Source organism: Peribacillus sp. TH27 (assembly GCF_016650915.1).
GTDB classification, from domain to species: domain Bacteria; phylum Bacillota; class Bacilli; order Bacillales; family DSM-1321; genus Peribacillus; species Peribacillus butanolivorans.
On the sequence record NZ_JAEKEV010000002.1, the window covers coordinates 2,154,303 to 2,173,268 of the forward strand.

The 18,966-nt window shown below is 38.6% G+C and carries 18 protein-coding genes; 1 reads left to right on the forward strand and 17 read right to left on the reverse strand.

Annotated elements, in window-relative coordinates:
• Positions 1 to 20: 20 nt before the first annotated feature.
• From JFU24_RS11760 to garR, 3 genes are all read right to left on the reverse strand, one after another.
• Positions 21 to 857 (reverse strand): class II fructose-bisphosphate aldolase, encoded by an 837-nt coding sequence (locus tag JFU24_RS11760; RefSeq protein ID WP_201249970.1) that lies wholly within the window; start codon positions 855 to 857, stop codon positions 21 to 23.
• 66 nt (positions 858 to 923) lie between these two features.
• Positions 924 to 2,297 carry a four-carbon acid sugar kinase family protein gene (locus JFU24_RS11765; RefSeq protein ID WP_201250909.1) on the reverse strand — a complete coding sequence of 458 codons (1,374 nt, stop codon included), beginning with the start codon at positions 2,295 to 2,297 and terminating at the stop codon, positions 924 to 926.
• A gap of 73 nt (positions 2,298 to 2,370) precedes the next feature.
• Positions 2,371 to 3,261 (reverse strand): 2-hydroxy-3-oxopropionate reductase, encoded by an 891-nt coding sequence (garR, locus tag JFU24_RS11770; protein WP_201182517.1) that lies wholly within the window; start codon positions 3,259 to 3,261, stop codon positions 2,371 to 2,373.
• A gap of 257 nt (positions 3,262 to 3,518) precedes the next feature.
• Between garR and JFU24_RS11775 the strand changes: the two genes are divergently transcribed.
• The gene (locus tag JFU24_RS11775; RefSeq protein ID WP_201221991.1) at positions 3,519 to 4,163 is read left to right on the forward strand and encodes a GntR family transcriptional regulator; all 645 of its coding nucleotides are present in this window, start codon (positions 3,519 to 3,521) and stop codon (positions 4,161 to 4,163) included.
• A 79-nt stretch (positions 4,164 to 4,242) separates the two neighbouring features.
• On the opposite strand, the gene tnpB is transcribed toward JFU24_RS11775, so the two are convergent.
• From tnpB to JFU24_RS11840, 14 genes are all read right to left on the reverse strand, one after another.
• Positions 4,243 to 5,448 carry an IS200/IS605 family element RNA-guided endonuclease TnpB gene (gene tnpB, locus JFU24_RS11780; RefSeq protein ID WP_201249971.1) on the reverse strand — a complete coding sequence of 402 codons (1,206 nt, stop codon included), beginning with the start codon at positions 5,446 to 5,448 and terminating at the stop codon, positions 4,243 to 4,245.
• A 531-nt stretch (positions 5,449 to 5,979) separates the two neighbouring features.
• Positions 5,980 to 7,500, reverse strand: coding sequence for a CoA-acylating methylmalonate-semialdehyde dehydrogenase (locus tag JFU24_RS11785; protein ID WP_201249972.1), 1,521 nt, complete (start codon positions 7,498 to 7,500; stop codon positions 5,980 to 5,982).
• An 11-nt stretch (positions 7,501 to 7,511) separates the two neighbouring features.
• Positions 7,512 to 8,432 (reverse strand): NAD(P)-dependent oxidoreductase, encoded by a 921-nt coding sequence (locus tag JFU24_RS11790; protein WP_201221997.1) that lies wholly within the window; start codon positions 8,430 to 8,432, stop codon positions 7,512 to 7,514.
• A 34-nt stretch (positions 8,433 to 8,466) separates the two neighbouring features.
• A complete protein-coding gene (locus JFU24_RS11795) occupies positions 8,467 to 9,717 on the reverse strand; it encodes a GntP family permease (RefSeq protein WP_201249973.1) in 1,251 nt (416 codons plus the stop codon).
• Positions 9,718 to 9,885: 168 nt separating this feature from the next.
• Complete coding sequence (locus tag JFU24_RS11800) at positions 9,886 to 10,194, reverse strand: helix-turn-helix domain-containing protein (protein ID WP_201249974.1); 309 nt, start codon at positions 10,192 to 10,194, stop codon at positions 9,886 to 9,888.
• 25 nt (positions 10,195 to 10,219) lie between these two features.
• Positions 10,220 to 11,728, reverse strand: a complete 1,509-nt coding sequence (locus tag JFU24_RS11805) for a sigma-54-dependent Fis family transcriptional regulator (RefSeq protein ID WP_201249975.1) — start codon at positions 11,726 to 11,728, stop codon at positions 10,220 to 10,222.
• 445 nt (positions 11,729 to 12,173) lie between these two features.
• A complete protein-coding gene (locus JFU24_RS11810) occupies positions 12,174 to 12,491 on the reverse strand; it encodes an SRPBCC family protein (protein WP_342214684.1) in 318 nt (105 codons plus the stop codon).
• A gap of 129 nt (positions 12,492 to 12,620) precedes the next feature.
• Positions 12,621 to 12,761 carry a hypothetical protein gene (locus JFU24_RS11815; RefSeq protein ID WP_201249976.1) on the reverse strand — a complete coding sequence of 47 codons (141 nt, stop codon included), beginning with the start codon at positions 12,759 to 12,761 and terminating at the stop codon, positions 12,621 to 12,623.
• 141 nt (positions 12,762 to 12,902) lie between these two features.
• The gene (locus tag JFU24_RS11820) at positions 12,903 to 14,015 is read right to left on the reverse strand and encodes a GerAB/ArcD/ProY family transporter (protein WP_342214685.1); all 1,113 of its coding nucleotides are present in this window, start codon (positions 14,013 to 14,015) and stop codon (positions 12,903 to 12,905) included.
• A gap of 143 nt (positions 14,016 to 14,158) precedes the next feature.
• A complete protein-coding gene (locus tag JFU24_RS11825; protein ID WP_201222005.1) occupies positions 14,159 to 15,256 on the reverse strand; it encodes a GerAB/ArcD/ProY family transporter in 1,098 nt (365 codons plus the stop codon).
• Positions 15,257 to 15,312: 56 nt separating this feature from the next.
• On the reverse strand, positions 15,313 to 15,516 hold the full coding sequence (locus JFU24_RS11830; protein ID WP_207196258.1) for a hypothetical protein: 204 nt from the start codon (positions 15,514 to 15,516) through the stop codon (positions 15,313 to 15,315).
• 14 nt (positions 15,517 to 15,530) lie between these two features.
• Positions 15,531 to 16,649: a Ger(x)C family spore germination protein gene (locus tag JFU24_RS11835; protein WP_342214686.1), complete on the reverse strand. Its 1,119-nt coding sequence runs from the start codon at positions 16,647 to 16,649 to the stop codon at positions 15,531 to 15,533.
• A complete protein-coding gene (locus JFU24_RS30765) occupies positions 16,636 to 16,764 on the reverse strand; it encodes a hypothetical protein (protein WP_274608166.1) in 129 nt (42 codons plus the stop codon). Before JFU24_RS30765 ends, JFU24_RS11835 begins: the two co-directional genes overlap by 14 nt.
• A gap of 7 nt (positions 16,765 to 16,771) precedes the next feature.
• On the reverse strand, positions 16,772 to 18,364 hold the full coding sequence (locus JFU24_RS11840; RefSeq protein WP_201222009.1) for a spore germination protein: 1,593 nt from the start codon (positions 18,362 to 18,364) through the stop codon (positions 16,772 to 16,774).
• Between the last annotated feature and the right edge of the window lie 602 nt (positions 18,365 to 18,966).

Genomic DNA, 18,966 nt, shown 5'->3' on the forward strand with positions numbered 1-18,966 from the left:
CTTCTCTTCTATATCACGTCTTAATTTTGAAGCAAACGAACAAATTTCGTCATGACCGGTTCCATCGCTTCTTGCATACCCGCCATAATAGCCGATAGATGAGCCGCCTTCTGTTCCTGTTCAAAAGCCTGATTTAAATACGAGGTGGCCGCCAACGATACCTCTGTATTTACATTTACTTTGCATATCCCTCTTGCAACAGCCTGCTTGATAATCTCATCTGGTGTACCAGATCCTCCATGAAGAACGAGAGGGATACCAACTAGCTGGCGAATCTCCTCTAATAGATCTAGGTCAATATTCGGTTTTCCCGTGTACATCCCGTGTACTGTTCCGATTGAGGCAGCCAGAAAATCGACGTCTGTTTCCTCGACAAACTCTTTAGCAGACTTTGGATCTGTCAATGTGCCGTCTCCTTCTTCTTCATCTGAAAAAGCGCCGCGGGCAACCGATCCAATTTCAGCTTCTACACTGACACCCGCCATATGTGCAATCTCCGTGATTTCTTTTGTAAGGCGGATATTTTCCGTAAGCTCATATTTTGAACCATCATACATGACCGATGTAAAACCGCACCTGATTGCCCGAATAATCGATTCCTTTTCATACGTATGATCAAGGTGAAGAGAAACTGGAACGGAAGATTTCCCTGCGAGTGTTTTTACTAATGCTGCAAAGCCTTCCACATCGACCGTATCAAAATATCGCTCTCCTAGAGCAATGATAACCGGATGATTTTCTTTTTCTGCAACAGTAATCGCTGCCTGTACGGTTTCGAGATTATATACATTAAACGCAGCAACACCATATTTCCCATTTTGTGCTGCAGAAAGAATTTCTTTCGTATTGACAAGCATGCCTATGCCGCCTTTCTATTTGTATTCGCTTACAATCACCCTTGTAAGCGGCAAATGCCGCTCAACTTACTGATGCAGCAGTTCTGCCACTTCTTTTAAGGTTGTTCTTGACCCAACATTTCCAGGAAAAATCACATAAGCTATCCCAGGAAATTTGCTTTCGCTCCCAATCAACCAGACCGGAATACCAGGCTTTATTTGACCAGCTACCGTTGCTCGCTTAACGCTAAGGCCATTCGTCCCTATATCACTTGAAGTAATGCCGCCTTTGGCAATAATAAAACTTGGACGTACTTCAAGATGCTTGACGATGCTTGTCACAGCATCGGAAATCTTCACTGACAGCTTCAATTCTTCTTCTTTTTTGTTTTCACCAAGATCAAGACGCTCCCGCTTCGTATATACTGCAACCGTTTGGCCTTTACGAATAAGTTGCTCGCTCGTCTCTATAATCCGTTGAATTTCCGCTTCAAACTTATCCGGATACAGCACGAGGTGGACATCGAATTCGATGAACTCAATGAAATTACATGTTTGAAGAGCTTCAAATTGCTCCGTTGTTTTTTTCACATGTGAGCCAATCATAATCAGACCGCCATGATCAGAATGGTCTTTCATAAGTTCTTCTTTCGTTAAAAGTGCTTTGTCACTCACGCCTCCGATGATTTTTGTTAAAGCCGCTGCACTCCGGAACATGAAATGCTTGCCTGCTTTTAGGGCTCGGATTAATGCAATCACCACGACTTTTGCATCAACATATTCAACCGCATTAACAATGATCTTATTAAAATCTTTAACTGCCATCAGTTGACTAACTAATCCATCAATATCAAGATCCCGAATGCTTTCTAGCGACAGATACACAGCATCTTCCGCTTTAAATGCTCCGTTTGACTTTTCTTCTGCCCATTCACCGAGATGCGACGATTTGTAACCAAAAGTCCTGTCTTTCGCAAATTCAGTTTCACCAGCCGGCACTAAGTCATGTTCATCCTGCACGTAATGAATGTTATTAATCGTAAAGCGACCGCCTTCTTTAAAGAAGGGCATGATGACTTCTCCATCAAACTGCATATCTGATTGTGCTTCGACCGTCTCTTTCAACACCTCTGTTTCAAGAGGATAATGACCACGCAGCGTTGAGTCCCCACGACTGATAATGATGAATTCTTTGTTTTGCTTTTCAGCTGTGTGCTGGATGACACTTGCGATTTCCTTATGTGCTTGTTCAGTTTCAGCAGCTGTAAAGCCTCTCGAATTTGTCAAAATGAAAAACATTGAATTCTCTTCAGCGAATCCCGCTTCGATACTTTCAGCCGACCAATCTGTATAAACGGAAATACCGTGAACGGTTTGAACTCCCGTTGGATCATCATCAAGAACGATGATTTTTTTATTGAAATCTTGCAGTTCCTTTGCGAGTAGTTCATTTACAACCATTTCATCCGGAACTGTCGGCAGATTGGCAAATGTATTCTTTACGTTTAAATTGTTTGAATAAGTCACTGTCAATTTACACCCTCCTTACTTCCACGTTTGCCAGTTTTTCATAATACTGCACGATACCGCCATGGTCATCGCCCGCTTTGCCGTCTACTTTAAGCGCATGAAAAATTTCTAGAAGCTGGCTTGATAGTGGAAGTGGAACTCCGATTTCATGAGCTGTTTCCATTACGTTTGTGATGTCTTTTAAATTAATATCAATTCGTCCTCCGGCTACGAAGTTCCTGTCAAGAATAAGAGGTACCTTTGCATCGAGTACAGCGCTTCCAGCAAGACCGCCGCGAATTGCATGGTACATTTTTTCCACATCAATACCCGCTTTTGCTGCAAGAACAAGTGCTTCGGACATAGCCGCGATGTTTAGGTTAACGATAATTTGATTCGCCAATTTTGCTGTGACACCGCTGCCATTCTTGCCAACTAATGTAACATCCGTCCCTACAGAGTGGAGAACATCTTTAACAGATTCGAATACGCTTTCTTTTCCACCAACCATAATCGCCAGCGTCCCGTCGACCGCTTTCGGTTCACCGCCGCTTACCGGAGCATCCATCATTTCAACACCCTGTTTAGCTGCTTCATTTGCAATTTCAACCGATACGACCGGTGAAATAGAGCTCATATCAATGATTACCGTTCCTTCTGTAGCCGTTTCCAAAATACCATTTTCACCAAGCACGACTTGTTTCACATGATGAGAAGCAGGCAGCATCGTAATAATGACATCACATGTCTCACCCATTTCAGTTGGTGTACCTGCTTTTGCCCCTGCTTCTACAAGCGCCTCCACAGTTTGCGTATTAATATCGTAAACAGTTAATTCGTAACCTGCTTTAAGTAAATTAAATGACATTGGTTTTCCCATGATACCCAATCCAATAAATCCAATTTTTTTAGTCAATTCCAATTCCCCCTTCTTCTAATTAACACTTTTAATGTGTTTTTTAGACAAAACTGCTTAAGTGCAGCTACTTTTATATGAGAGGACCTTTTCCCAATTCTCAGTCCAAAACTTGATTTATAAAGCGTTTTCAAAACCTTATAATCGATTGTACACATTTTTTATAATTTTGTATACATTTTTTAAAAAAATGTATACAAAAAAATATACTTTTAAATAACCCTTCTTAAACTTATACTTTAAGGTAAGAACAAATCATGATTCGGGAGACGATTATATTGGTAAAAAAAGATAACGTTCATGCCTATGTACAGGCTTATGAATATATAAGAGATCGGATATTGAACGGAGAATTAGAACGTGGAACGAAGCTGGTCGAGGAAAGGCTAGCAGAAGAAATTGGTATTAGCCGGACGCCAGTGCGTGAATCCATTCGTAAACTCGAACAGGAAGGGCTTATTAAACAAAAACGCGTTGTGAACCCAAGCGATATGGATCTTCGTCATATTTTTCAGGTGCGAATATTACTGGAAGGATTTGCAGCACGCCATTGTGCTAGTTTCATGACGGAAGAAGCGCTTGTAAAGCTCAAAGAGTGCGTGGAAATTGGCAGCACAGGTAATACGGAAGAAGTAATGTCAGCGAATAATGAATTTCATGATATTATTGTAGGCGCAACTAACAATCCTATGATGATCGATATAATTGACCGAATGCAGTCCATTATTTATTTGTTCCGGAAAACAGTTGTCTATCATAAACGGCCGTTTTTGATTGAGGAACATCATGATATTTACAAGGCCATCCTTCTTCATAACGGAGACGAAGCGGAGCGATTAATGAAAGAACACCTGCAGAATGATTTAGAATTTTGTTTAAACCGAATGGAGACACAGCATTGAACTACCCCCCACTTATCGACCTTACGTCTGATTGAAGTGGGGGATTCCTAAGAACATTAGCCTATCGGCCAATTTTTAATTAGGCTACTCCCGTAGTTCCTACGGTTAGAAGCCTTATGGCTTCATTCATTAGATTGAGTCCTGCGTTAATATCTCGATCGTGATGAGTAGAACAAAAAGGACAATCCCATTCACGAAGATTCAGATGTTTAACGTCTTTATTTTGGTAACCGCAGCTAGAACACAATTGGCTAGAAGCAAACGTTTTAGATACGGTCACGATTTGTTTACCATACCATTTTGCTTTGTATTCCAACATTTTTTTGAATTGGTACCAAGATACTTCACTAATAGCTTTAGCTAGTTTTTGATTTTTCATCATATTCGACACTTGCAAGTCTTCCATTCCAATAACATCGTGGTTTTTGATGATTTCGGTAGAAACTTTATGTAAGTAATCCATTCGGGCATTTGAAATTTTTTCGTGTAGGATAGCCACTTTTCGTTTTTGTTTTTGATAGTTTTTGGCTTCAGCCAATGGTTTATTTTGATTCAAGGCTATTTCTTGTCGCCTTGAAAGAATCCGTTGTGCTTGGGTCAATTTCTTTTCGACCGTCCGGAAGAATTTTGGGTTTTGATAGACCGTACCATCTGAAAGAATAGCAAAGTTCTTCAAACCAACATCTACACCGCACGAACGATTCGTTTTAGGAAGTACTTGTACATTGGTTTCGGCTAAAACGGAAATGAAATATTTACCCGAAGGGTTCCGCCTGATTGTGGCATTGATGATTCGCCCTTCGACTTCGCGGCTTTTAGCAAAACGAACTAGACCGAGTTTCGGCAATTTGATTTTGTTTCCAACAATTCCAATATTTCCATTCGTTTGTTTAGTCGTATAGGACTGGATAGGATTCTTTTTCGATTTGAAGCGTGGTGACTTGTTTTGCTTTTTATAATATCGACTATAGGAATCTGCTAAATTTTCCACCGATTTCTGTAAGGCAATACTGTCTACTTCTTTCAGGAAAGAATACTCTTTCTTTAAAGCTGGAAGTTCTTTGATTGTTGCGTATTTATTCAGAAAAGAACCTTTCCATTCATTAGAGGGTAATTGGCCGTTCTGCTTCATTTCTTCACAGATATACCAGTAGGCATCATTCTCCTTTTGTTTGCCTAAAAAGAAGTTATAGACAAAACGGGAGCAGCCGATCGTTTTATTGATTAGAACTAGCTGTTCTTTAGTTGGATAGATTCGAAATTTATAAGCTTTGTTTACGACCATTGGTTTCACCCCCTTATAGTTATTATTAACCATCGAACATATGTTTGTCAAAAGATTACTTTGGCTTATGCCAACCTCCATTCATCTCCCCCTTACCTTTGGGCTCTCGCCCTTCACACGCTTGAAGAGGGAGTCTTCTGGCGGGAAATGATAAAAAACATTTTCCTACCTCATTTAAAAATGTTTTTCCCTTGTAAAACTAAAAATAATAACTAAGCAGAATTTTTATTATTTATCAGTAAGCCATTCATCTTTTAATAAACCGAATACAGTTCTATCAAGGTATTCATTATTCACTTTATCCCTTCATTCTGAATTTTATTGGGATAGCCATACTTTCAAATTAGTGGTCGCAACATTTTCCGACTTAATTCAGTTGTAAATCATTAAATCCGGAAACTTCTAAATCAAAAAGCATCTGCTTAAACAGATGCTTTTTTTGCTAGTTTCTTCTATTATATTTAGAAAATATTTCATATAAAAAATCCCCGTTCGAAAAAGGTCGCTTTTTCGAACGGGGCATTACTTTAATTAATTACTAGGAAAAGAAAAATCCGTTTTATTTTCGATTTCTTTAGATTCAGGCCATCTTTCTGAAACGGTTTTGGTTTTTGTGAAAAAGCGGACGGTGTCTGGGCCAAACATGTGGCCTTCTCCAAATTTTGAACGTTTCCATCCACCAAAGTTGTGATATCCTACTGGGATTGGAATAGGTACGTTTACTCCTACCATCCCTACTTCAATTTGTTCAGAAAATTTTCTAGCAGCAGCACCGCTTTCTGTAAAGATCGTGACACCATTCCCAAATTCGTGATTATTAACTAATGCAATAGCTTCATCTAAGTTATTAACACGTACTACAATACGAGCTGGGCCAAACACTTCATCACGATAAATTTTCATTTCAGGAGTAACATGATCCAACAGTGTTGCTCCTAAATAAAAACCTTTGTTTGTTTCGCAAATTTCTGGATTTCGACCATCCACGCATAATTCTGCGCCTTCTTCAAGACTTTCATCTATATACTTGATGATTGTATTTTTCGATTCTTGAGTAATAACGGCTCCGAAGTCTGCATTCTCGTCGTTATATGCCCCCACTTTTAATTCTTCAACACGAGTTTTTAATTTTGCCACGAATGCTTCAGCTGTTTTTTCGCCAATTGGCATTGCTGCTGAAATTGCCATACAACGTTGGGAAGCCGATCCATACGCAGCACCTAGGAAGGCATTAACCGCTTGATCTAAATCAGCATCAGACATAATGATCATATGATTCTTTCCGCCACCAAAAGCAGCGACTCGTTTATTATTTCGGCATCCCTCGTGATAAATATATTCAGCTACCCTGGTGGAACCTACAAAAGAGATAGCATGTACTTTTTGATTTTTAAGTATGGCATCAACTGCTTCTTTATCACCATTAATAATGCTCCAAATCCCATCTGGCAAACCAGCTTTTTTCCATAATTCTGAGATGAATAAAGCTGCATTCGGAACACGTTCAGATGGTTTCAAAATCACTGCATTACCACATGCAACCGCCATCGTCGTCATCGCAAGCGGCACCATTGCCGGGAAATTAAATGGAGAGATCGCTGCAACCACACCTAAAGGTTGTTTCATGGAGAAAGCATTGATATTTCCCCCAACATTGACCGAATATTCACCTTTTAACATATGCGGAGCGTTAATAGCGAAATCAACAGATTCAATCCCTCTACTAATTTCCCCTTTTGCATCATCGATCGTTTTCCCATTTTCCAAACCTATTATATTGGCAAGTCTTTCTGTTTCTTCTACTAAAAGACTTCTGAAACGGTGGATGACCTCCACTCTTTTTCCGACAGAGGTATTTTTCCATGCTGTAAATGCCACATGTGCCACATCAACTGTCTCATTCACATCTTCTACAGAAGCATATGGACACAAATTAATTACTTCACCCGTTGAAGGACTATACACATTACCAAAGCGTTCACTTTTGCCCGCTTTCATTTCTCCGCCAATAAAATGTGTTAATTTCTTTGTATCATTTTTAATTGTAGTCATTTTTATTCCTCCTAATTTTTATTAGATACTAAACCATCATTTTTACTTGGGATTATTTCTTTGACCATTAGATATACAGATGCCATATCCTGCTCGCCATATCCTTTTTCCACAGCCTCGGAATATAAATCAATTAACTTATCCCCAATTGGCAATGGAGTCTGGTTTTCGTCTGCCATTTGTTTTGCCAGCTTTAAATCTTTTAATAAGAGATTTGTTGAAAAACCTGGATTAAAGTTGTTTTGTGCAATATGCCCTTTATAGTTTCTTTCATATATTCTGCTTTGACCGAAACTAACACTTAAAACATCATAAATCGTATCTGCTTTCACGCCCATTTGTTCTCCAAGGGCAACAGCCTCTGCGACAGCTTGTGTATAAAAACCAATCATTAAGTTATTTAATAGTTTAATAACGGTCCCCACACCCACACTTTCACCTAAATGAAATGGATTGTCACCCAATACTCTCAGTAATGGCAGAGCTTGTTCATAAACCTTTTTGTCTCCACCCACCATGATCGTTAGGGTGCCATTTACTGCCCCAGAAACGCTTCCACTTACTGGTGCTCCAAGATAGTCGATTCCTTTTTCCTTGGTAATGGCATATATCTTTTCATTTAATTGAGGAGAAATGGTACTAAAATCAATAATAGTTAGAGCAGAATCTGCGTTTTCAACGATTCCACCATCTCCTAAGTAGACTTTCTCAACAATTTGTGGAGTAGGAAGACTTGTCATGACAATGTCTACTTGCTTAGCCAAAAGCTCAGTAGGGACACCTATTTTTCCACCATCTTGTGAAAACTTCTTTTCTGCATCAGAATTTGTATCCACACCGTAAACGGTATATCCAGCTTTCACAAGATTAGTAGCCATGGGCAGTCCCATATTTCCTAAACCAATAAAAGCTATTGTTTGAAATTCCTTCATATAGTTCCCTCCATATTTATTAATTGTTTTCATGTTAATAAAAAATTGTATATAACAAGACCGCTAAAACCAATGCGATCATTGGAACAACAACACTCAGAATAAAAATTGGCTTATAAGCCCGTTTATGTGTCTCATTACTTACTACTCTAATGGTTGTGACCACATAACCGTTATGCGGAAGCGAATCAAGTCCACCAGAAGCAAGTGACGAAATACGGTGCATTGCCCCTGGATCTAACCCTTGTGCATTATAAAGAGGAGCCAAAATTGGAAGTGCGATTCCCAGTCCACCTGATGCTGAGCCTGTAACACCAGCAATAATCGTCACAGCAGCCGCTAATCCTGCGTAAGCCATTCCAGGCATACCAACAAGCGAATCTACTATATATGTAAATGCTTGTGACTCTTTTGCAACTGCACCGAAACCAACAACTCCACAGATATTCGCAGTTGCAATGATAGCGTTTTCACTTCCTTTACCAAAAATCATGCCATATTTCCGGGTATATTTATTCATCAGTACAAGCCCAACGATGACCCCTAAAAATAAAGCCACTAACGCTGCACCAGTTGGAGAAAGAAACTTTGACATGATATTCAAAACAATGACTACTAAAACCAAGGGCAAAATGGCAATCAGAATATTCGGTAATTTTTCATCCTTTTTCATTTCTACCGTAGCTGCTGTTTCTGCTAATGCTGCTCCATCCGTTTCCGAATTCGGCAAATTGAAAAACTCTCCATCTTTCACTGCTTTAGAGACCATGCTCTTAAGCCAAAAACCACCTAGAATCATGATAAATACAGCAATGATAACACCAATCAAACCACCTGCTGTTGGCTGAGTATTAAAGAATTCCATAGGTATCAAATTCTGAACTTCTGGTGATCCTGGTGAAGTCATTGAGAATGAGATAGATCCAAATACAATAGCACCTGGAATAAATCGATGAGGCAGATTTGCTGCTTTAAATAAAGAGACTGCAATTGGATATACCGAAAATGCGACGATGGCAATACTTACTCCACCATAGGTCATCAAAGCACAAGCTGTAACAACAGCAAACACAGCTCCAAGTAAATATACTAGAAACCATGAAGCAAAATATCCGGTGAACCCATCCATGTAATTAACTGTAAGCGCTTTCTCTAAAGGCAACCGGCTTGTTAATGCTAGGATTGCTGAAGATACTAATGCAGCAATGATGATATTGACTCCTCGCATAGTAAAAATAATTAATAAAATTAAGGCGGCAAAAAATCCTATAAAGCTAATGACCATTTAGCACCTCCACCATTATTTAGTTTTTTTGATTCGACTCTTACCTATAAACAATGCAATAACTGTGCCACATTTGATTTATGTGAAAACACACAATTATTTTAAATTCCTAATAAAAAACTGTATAACTTATTATACAGTTGTAAAATATTTTGTTCAGTTGTCTAATCAAGTAGACAATTCTATGTTATATTCCTTCAATTTATTGTATAAAGTAGCTCTTGAGATCCCTATTTTTTTCTTTGCACGTGTTTTATTTCCCTTTTCTTCTTTAATAATTAGAAGTAATAATTCTTTTTCCTTATTTAATCCTGCATTTTTAAGGCTTTCAAATGAGTTAAAACTTTCAAGTTTCGTTTTTTCCATTGTTGTGAATTCTGGAATCTGCTTTTTTTGTTCTAAAAAATAGCGCTGAAAATCAGCAAAATAAATATCATGGCCTTCTACCAATGTAACTAGCCTTTCTATTACATTCACCAGCTCCCTGATATTTCCTGGCCATTCATACTCCATCATAGTCTGCTACCGTTTCTCTACTAATCTCTTTAGATGGTATCTTATATTTTTTACAAATTAATTTAATAAAGTGACCAATAAGAAGTGGAATATCATTTTTCCTTTCCCTTAAAGGTGGAATATAGATGGGAATGACATTCAAACGATAATAAAGATCTTCTCGGAATTTATTTTCTTTTATCATATCCTCGATTGGACGGTTGGTCGCAGCAATAAGTCGGAAATCGACAGAAATAGGCTTTGATCCACCAACTGGTTCTACTTCTCTTTCTTGCAGGACACGTAATATCTTTGATTGCATATGTAAAGGCATATCACCAATCTCATCGAGAAAAAGGGTCCCTTTGTGCGCTAAAAGAAACTTCCCTGGTTTCCCTTTTTTCTTTGAACCAGTAAAAGCCCCTTCTTCGTAACCAAATAGCTCCGATTCTAATAATTGTTCAGGTATAGAAGCACAGTTAACACTGATAAAAGGACCTCCGCTGTAATTACTAAGGGAGTGGATTGCCTGGGTAAATATCTCTTTTCCTACTCCACTTTCACCCGTTATCAATATGGATGCAGGTGACTTTGCTGCACGACGAGCAATGTTTTTTGCATGTGCAAAGCTTTCACTCTCACCAATGACTTGAGCAAAGGTTATTGGATCCTCTTTTGGAGGCTGTTGTTCAATATTAATGTTAGAAAGTGAAGGATTTTTTGTGACTTGTAAGTCCTGGATTCTATCAAATATCCTATATAATTCAGATACCCCTTGAAAAACGAGTATCCCTATCCCACCGATTATTTCATTATTCCTCCAAATAGGAATACGATGAGCAACCACTTCCTGTCCTTGCAAAAATTGAACTTGATTCCGTTCTGGAATTCCGGTTTGAAGAACAATATGTAAGCGGGTTCCTTCAATTACACTTACTACATGTTGACCAATAGCTGCGCCTTGTTCCACCCCAAGATAACTACTATATGCTTTATTAATCATTTTGACGAAACCATTTTTATCAACTACAATAATACCTTCATAAATATTATCAAAACAAACATTGAACCATTCTACCTTAGTTTCTAGCAAGTTCATTTTGTGATAGGTTTGGGCAAGAACTTCTAAAATTTCATGCTGAGTCAACACACCTATCAAAATATTTTGATTATTAACAACAGGAACACTAGCTTTAGTCAGTGGCGAAATGCCTGATAATATTTCTTGAAAGGAAAGCGGTTTAATCCTCCGGTCATAATGTATTTCGATTGACTCATCTAGGGAAGTGTCTTTTAACAAGGATTGCATAATCATAGATAAAGATAATACACCAAGAAAATGTTGATGTTCATCAACAACCGGTACCTCATTCAATTGATTCTTTATAAGAAGCTCCGCTGCATCTTTTAACGTAGTGGTATTACGCAAAAAAACAAAATCCGTTTTCATCCAGCGCGCAACTTCTAATTCGTCTCGCTGAAAATGCTCTTTATGTTCTACTAAATTATGTCTCATTGTTTCCCCTCCCCCAAAAATATAATATTTGGTAGATACATTCTATCATTTTGTAAAATAATCACATATATCCAAATTATATCATCCCTTCTTGCCCAAGTGAGTTTTAACTCTAGACGTATTTTGATAGTCGAAGCATAAGCATATATGCACTAAAAATGAGGGGTCTAGGTTAATCTAGATCTGATCCATGAGGATGAAAAATCGGCTCCATCATTGGATTAGACATTACATAAGGAGAAAGTAAGACAAGCTTAAAGGAAGCCTTAGGAAAATCACTATTGATTACTTACGCTTGAAGAGATTTCAACAGGTAACATTATCAGGGGCCAGTCGTTCAGTTCTTAGAGGAGATAGACTACAGTATCCGTTTTACTGTTAACATCGAATGTATGAAAAAGCTCATTCGTTGTATTAACATAGAGTAATAATTTCGCTCCATACGCTAAGCTTTTAGCGCTTCTTGTTCAACCTTTTGCATAAATTCCGGTACTACCTTATTGTTGCTTTTCTCGCTACCTAGTTTCAACATTGCTCTACCTACAAAATTAACTCCTTTATTTTGCCCCTCATAAATAAATTTCATGTGTGTATCATCGATCTTAAGCAACGTAAACGTTAGAGTAATTTCAAAGGCCTTTCCTAAAACAAAACTAATTTGCTTCTGCTTTTTATCCTCAAGGTCTTCATACTTTAATGTTTCAACGATATAGGTTTCCAATCGCTTTCCTTCACGATAACTTTGCCTATGCTTTGCGCCCACTTCCTCTTCCTTCTTTTCAATTAGTATGCCCCTCCACTTTATCCATAATTTTCTTAATATTTTTATCAAAAAATAAACTCCACACATTTTCAATATTACTCTCGATTATCCTTTCTTCTTTCCATTGGATCATTCATTTTCCTCCTTCGCTGATGCAAGAAACTCATCAATCTCACCCGCCTGAAGCCATAGGTCTTTTATTTGGATTTGTATTTTCTTTCTTTTTTTTATCAACAATTGTTCTAAATTTGCAAATGACTCATCCTCCATTACAGTAATCATTTCCTGAATCGTAAAACGTTATTGAGAACGATATTTTGCGACCTGCTAACCTGTTATTTCTAGGAAGAATCACCATTCCCTTTCAATGCCAAAAAAAATTAAAAAATAAAACGGCAACAATCTGAAATATTAGCCTGAATTGATTCCCTTACTATTTCGTTTGCTTTTTCTTTTACGTATAACAGCTATCACCAATAAAGACAGCGGAATAATGGTTTGTATTAATACTGCATAAATAGGAAAAGTTTCGAGGTTAAAACGCTCCAAGTCCATTGAGTTAGGCATTGACCAAAAGCCGAAAACTATCATTAAGATTCCTAACGGCCATATAATGGGCCGATAATCCGAAAGATTTAACCACTGTGCGGTACCTAAAACAGTGGCATAATAAAACACAGAAATTTTCACAAAAGCCCCTACTACCCAAATGGCCATGACGATGGACTCCATATGTTCAAAAAATTCGCCAAAACTGATGTAACGAGCTACGTTCATCAGAGGATAAACCTTAGTGTGTGTCGTTGTTCCGAGTACAAAAAGAACGACAAGATTTACCACAACTAACGTGATCATCACAGCAAAGACCGTCAACATTCCGTACTTCATTCCTTTTTTCTTATCCGCTAAAAAAGGCAGGAAAAAAGTCATAAGAAAAAACTCCGTGAACCATCCACCCGGAACAATTGAGCCTTTGATAGGAGGTATAATTCCATCCCCCAATATAGGGAATATATTCTTAAATTCAAAATCGGGGAACACCAAAATAATTGCGATAAGCAGTGGAAATATAAAAAGAGGGACAAATAATTGGGCAGCCCTCCCTATTCCTTCTAAACCACCTTGTACGACGAAGGCACAGAGGACTGTCATTGTTCCCATGATCACGATTATTGGTGTATTAATTAGAAAGGAGTCCACTACAAATTCTGCATACTCTTTGATAATGATTCCCGTGATCTGGATATAAAAAAACAAGAATATAAAACCGATGATTTTCCCCGCTAATCGGCCAATGATATGTTCACTGAATTGGATAACTGTTTGTTTCGGATAAAGTTTGTGCAGTTTATAAGCGATATACACCGTCACATACCCCATGAGGGACGCAAAAATAGGGGACAGCCAAAAATCCGTTTTGGCAAATTTCGCTGTGACGCTTGGAATCCCAAGAATAGCGGTAGCCACGATAGTAGGATACAACATGACTGCCATTTGTAGTGATGAAATTTTGCCTTTCTCCATCATCTTTCTCCTTTCTGTGATTGTATGGAAAATCGAAATCACGCAGCCCAAAGATCGATTCACTTTGCATAAACTCTCTTAACGGTTTTATAAGTGCTCCCTCCCATATAACGTGCCCCACCAATATCAAGAAAAAATCTAATTCAGCCGGTTTTTGTTCCCTTATTTCGCTTCCTTACAAAAGCAATCACCAACAAAAGCAGAGGAATAATCGTTTGCATCAAAATTCCATGAAAAGGGAAGGCGATGATATCATAACGACTAACTTCCATAGAGCTAGGAAACGACCAAAAGCTGAATTCTACAATTAATATCCCTATCGGCCATACAACAGGCCGATAGTCGGAAAGATTCAGCCACTGGGCGGTACTTAAAGCAGCCGCATAATAAAACACAGAAATTTTGACAAACGCTCCTACTACCCAAATGGCCATAACGGCGGATTCCAAATGTTCAAAAAAGGCGCCGAAACTTATATACCGAGCTACGTTCATCAGAGGATAAACCTTAGAGGATGTCGATGGTCCGAGTACAAAAAGAACGATTAGGTTTACCACAACTAACGTCATCATCACGGCAAAAACAGTCATCATCCCGTATTTCATTCCTTTTTTCATATCCGCTAAAAAAGGGAGGAGAAAAATAATCAGAAAAAACTCGCTGAACCATCCACCCGGTATAATAGCACCCTTTAGTGGAGGCATAATCCCTTCCCCCAATATCGGGAATATATTCTTAAAATCAAGATCTGCACTCAGTAGGATGATTAAGATACAGATCGGAAAGATAAAAATAGGTAAAAACAATTCGGCAGCTCTCCCCAACACCTCTATACCTCCGCGTACGATAAGTGCACAAAGGATTACCATCGATGCCATGATCACGATAATCGGGGTATTGACCATAAAAGAGTCGACAATAAAGTCTCCGTAACCTCTTAGGATTTCCCCCGTGATAGGGATATAAAAAAACAAGTATAAAAAACCGAGAATTTTCCCCGGAATCCGACCAATAATTTGTTCACTGAATTGGATAACCGTTTGTTTCGGATAAAGTTTGTGCAGTTTATAAGCGATATACACCGTCGCGTACCCGATGAGGGCAGCTAAAATGGGGGACAGCCATAAATCATTTAGAGCATATTTTGCTGTGATGCTTGGAGCCCCGAGTATAGCTGTAGCCACAATCGTAGGATACAACATGATCGCCATCTGCAGGGATGAAATTTTACCTTTCTCCATCATCCTCCTCCTTTCCTCTGTATGAGGTAAATGATATCCGCCTCAATCATGGGCCTTTACTTTTCCATAAACTCTCCAAACGGCTTAAAAAAAGTTACAATCCATGCAGTGGGTCCTGACATTTGTTGAATATTGAACATGGACAGAACCAAACCCATGAGGAGCAATGAGAAAAAAGCCATTTTGTCTTTTTTAGGATTTTGTTTCATTTTCGGCCACTCATACAAAATGATTAGAGCTACAATTACTGTTGTACACAAAAATGTCCCCCATCTCACTTGTCCTTCACCTCTTTCTCAGGCAGCCCCGCCGGTTTGTCTATATAGCCCTGTCTGCGAATATGGGCCACAACATCAGTTTCCACTTCAATCTCCTCAAATATCTCATTCCAGTGGTTTTCGATTTTATTAAACTGTTTAGGATATTTCCGATAGAAGTCTCTACCTAACCCTATAATGTCAGCTTTCTTATTCTGAGTACGCAGAAAAGCCATCTCGATACGCTTTTCTATCTCTTTTTGATAAGATCTTTCTGCATCCTTTAGTGCTTTTGGACTTGAAAGAATCATATTCGTTCCATTCTGAATAACAGATCCTTCTGTATTAACCTTCACTAGCAATTTCCATTTCTTATTTTGAATTTGTGGAACCAGCTTGACTTGTGCCGACACAGGATTTAAAGATATCTCCCCTTTTTCACCTTTGGGTTTTAGGGTCACTGTGTAGGATTCTATTTCATCTCTTAACCACAATATCCCTCTTGTTTCTTTTTCCGTCATCGTGCCAATCATTTTATCTTTATTAAACACGGCTGCTCCGACAATGTAAGGAATCCCCTGTAATTTCTTTTCACCTTTCCCAGGCGGTAAAATACCAATTAACGGAAGTGCAGCAGCGTGAGATTTACCCGTTAACATTTCATCTAAATTCTGTAATGTGACCCGCATCCCTATATGTAAATCAGTTAGTTCCCTCATCACCTCCCCTGAATAGGTTTCTAGAGGTGGCAATGATTCAAGGATAGGCTTAGCTTTTCCTTTGCTGACATACACATATGCTCTCTCCCTTGGCTGCGGATGGCGCAGCAAGAAATCCAGATGCTCTTGTATTCCTTCCATTGCTACCTTTTCGCCGAATACAAATACTTTACATTGTCCCCAAAAAATTTTGCGTGGAACCTTGCTTTGAAGCTTAGACAATGCATCTGAAATATTGGATCCTTTTTCGGATCTCACCAATGTTGTAGGTACTCCACCTCCTCCACCTGGCCCTCCTTGACCGCCTCCGCTGCTTAATGACTTAGGGATAAATATTTGGATGGATAGCTCGATTTGATTATCTTCCTTTTTTTCGATGGCTGCTGCTGTGACAATCGCCAAATCATTGATTTCCACTCGATCCCAACACCCGCTTACTAAAGGGATTGTTCCACAAATGCCCAGAAAAAGCAGGACGCTTTTCCTGAAGTAACGCCTCTTTACCTTCTCCAATATCTTTGATCGCCTCCAACCAGTATTCACTCCGTTTCACTTCCCCTTTTGGGTTTTGGCCCCTGTTCTGGAGACTGACGGTATACGTTAGATTTCCCTGTAAAGCTCGGGCGTGTATCCATCATCCACATAGGAGATCTCCATAGTACATCTTTCAGTTCTTTACCTTTTAAAGGTGCAAGTGGTGCTAAATAGGGAACACCGAAGGAGCGCAAGTTGCACAAATGAATGACTATAGCAATAACTCCCATTATTATGCCAAGCAGTCCTAAGGTACCGGCAAGCAGCATTATTGGAAAACGCAGCATCCTTATCGCAATTCCAGCAATATAACGAGGCATCATAAAAGAAGAAATCCCCGTAATCGCAACTACAATCACCATTGGTGCTGAAACCAACCCTGCTTGTACGGAAGCTTGACCAATCACTAGCGCTCCAACAATGCTGACAGCAGAGCCTATCTGCTTTGGCAATCGAACCCCTGCCTCTCTTAGTGCTTCAAACGTAATTTCCATGATCAATGCCTCAATAATAGCAGGGAAAGGGACCGCCTCCCTGGATGCAGCCATGCTTAGCAGCAGTGCAGTTGGGACCGCTTCATGATGGAACGTCAAAATAGCAATATAAAAGGAAGGAAGCAATAGAGATAACACCATAAAAATATAACGTAACCAACGGATGAGAGTTCCTATCATAAAACGTTGATAATAATCCTCTTGTGATTGAATCAAAGAAAAGAAAGATACTGGAGCAATTAAAGTAAAAGGGGTTCCTTCTACAAGAATGACTGCCCGTCCCTCCAGCAAGCACGAACAGGCTACATCCGGCCGTTCTGTTGACAAGATCTGAGGGAAAGGTGAATACGGATTGTCCTCAATCATTTCCTCGATATATCCACTTTCTAAAATACCGTCCATCTCAATTCGTTCCAGCCGAATCGTAATCTCTTCAATCAGTGCTTTATCCACAAGTCCATCAATATATGCAATCGCAACAGTCGTCTGAGTATATTTCCCAATTTTCATCGATTGCATTTTAAGAGCAGGACTTTTAATAATACGTCTCAATTGAGATGTATTTACCTCTAGAGATTCATTAAATCCCTCTCGCGATCCCCTTATTCCTCCCTCAGCAACAGGTTCTTCAATTGCTCGCTTTTCCCATTTAGACAATCCTAAAGAAAATCCATCACGCTCCCCTTCATATAGAAGGATCGGATTTCCAATGGAGATAGATTCAATGCAATCCGCTATCATTTTCACTCTTTTCACTTTTGAAATGGGCATTTTATGTACTAGAAAGTCATTTAATGGTTGTGGCACATTTGCTGATTCCTGCATGAGTGGAGAAAGCACATATTCTTCTATCCCCTCGATGTCTGAAAGACCCTCAATGTAAATAAGCATTGCTCTCGTTTTACCGAAAAGTAAGAACGAGCGGAACATGACATCTGAACAATTATCATAAATCAAACGAAGCGTTTCTACATTTTGACTAAACTCTCCATTAAGTGGGTCCTCCGGTTTAGAATCCTGGTAATTATTTTGTATATGAGGTTTTTTTTCTTTCGTCTTTCTTAACAATTTACTCACATTACGAATCAAGCTGGTTACCCCCATTTTTTTGCAGGTCGCTCTAACTCCATTTTTCTATGTTTCTTCATCCAGGATATTTTATACAGATAATCCTGAAACTCACATAACATAATTTAAAGAGACACTTGGAGGAAATGATTATAAATGCTAAGGAACTGGGGATAAATCAGGTCATAATGGAACGTAGTTTTGAAAATGAGGTGAGGGAATTACAGCCAAAAAGAGTTATTTTTGACGAGTTTCTTCTATAGTTTTAAGTTTGCTGGCTATCATTTTAATCCCCTGCCGCTAACAAGTATATTAATTTTACTACCATTCATTTTTTTAACTCATCTTTCAATAACATTCGTAAATATATAAATAAAGTTCGTAAAAGTATAACTTTTACGAACTAGGTAGATAGAATATTTTAATGCTTCATATGCTAAGCCTAAAAATAATGACCTTTGATGTTACATTAAAAGGTGGATACAAGATTTATACTTAGAAAAAAATGATAATGAATAATGTGTCTGTTCTTCATCCTCACAGTTTGAATGATACATTAAGATGTTAGTTTTATAGATTCTTCATTGATAGTTATTTCTATGCTACTGTTATCAGCTGATCCTCTTTTATCCATTTAA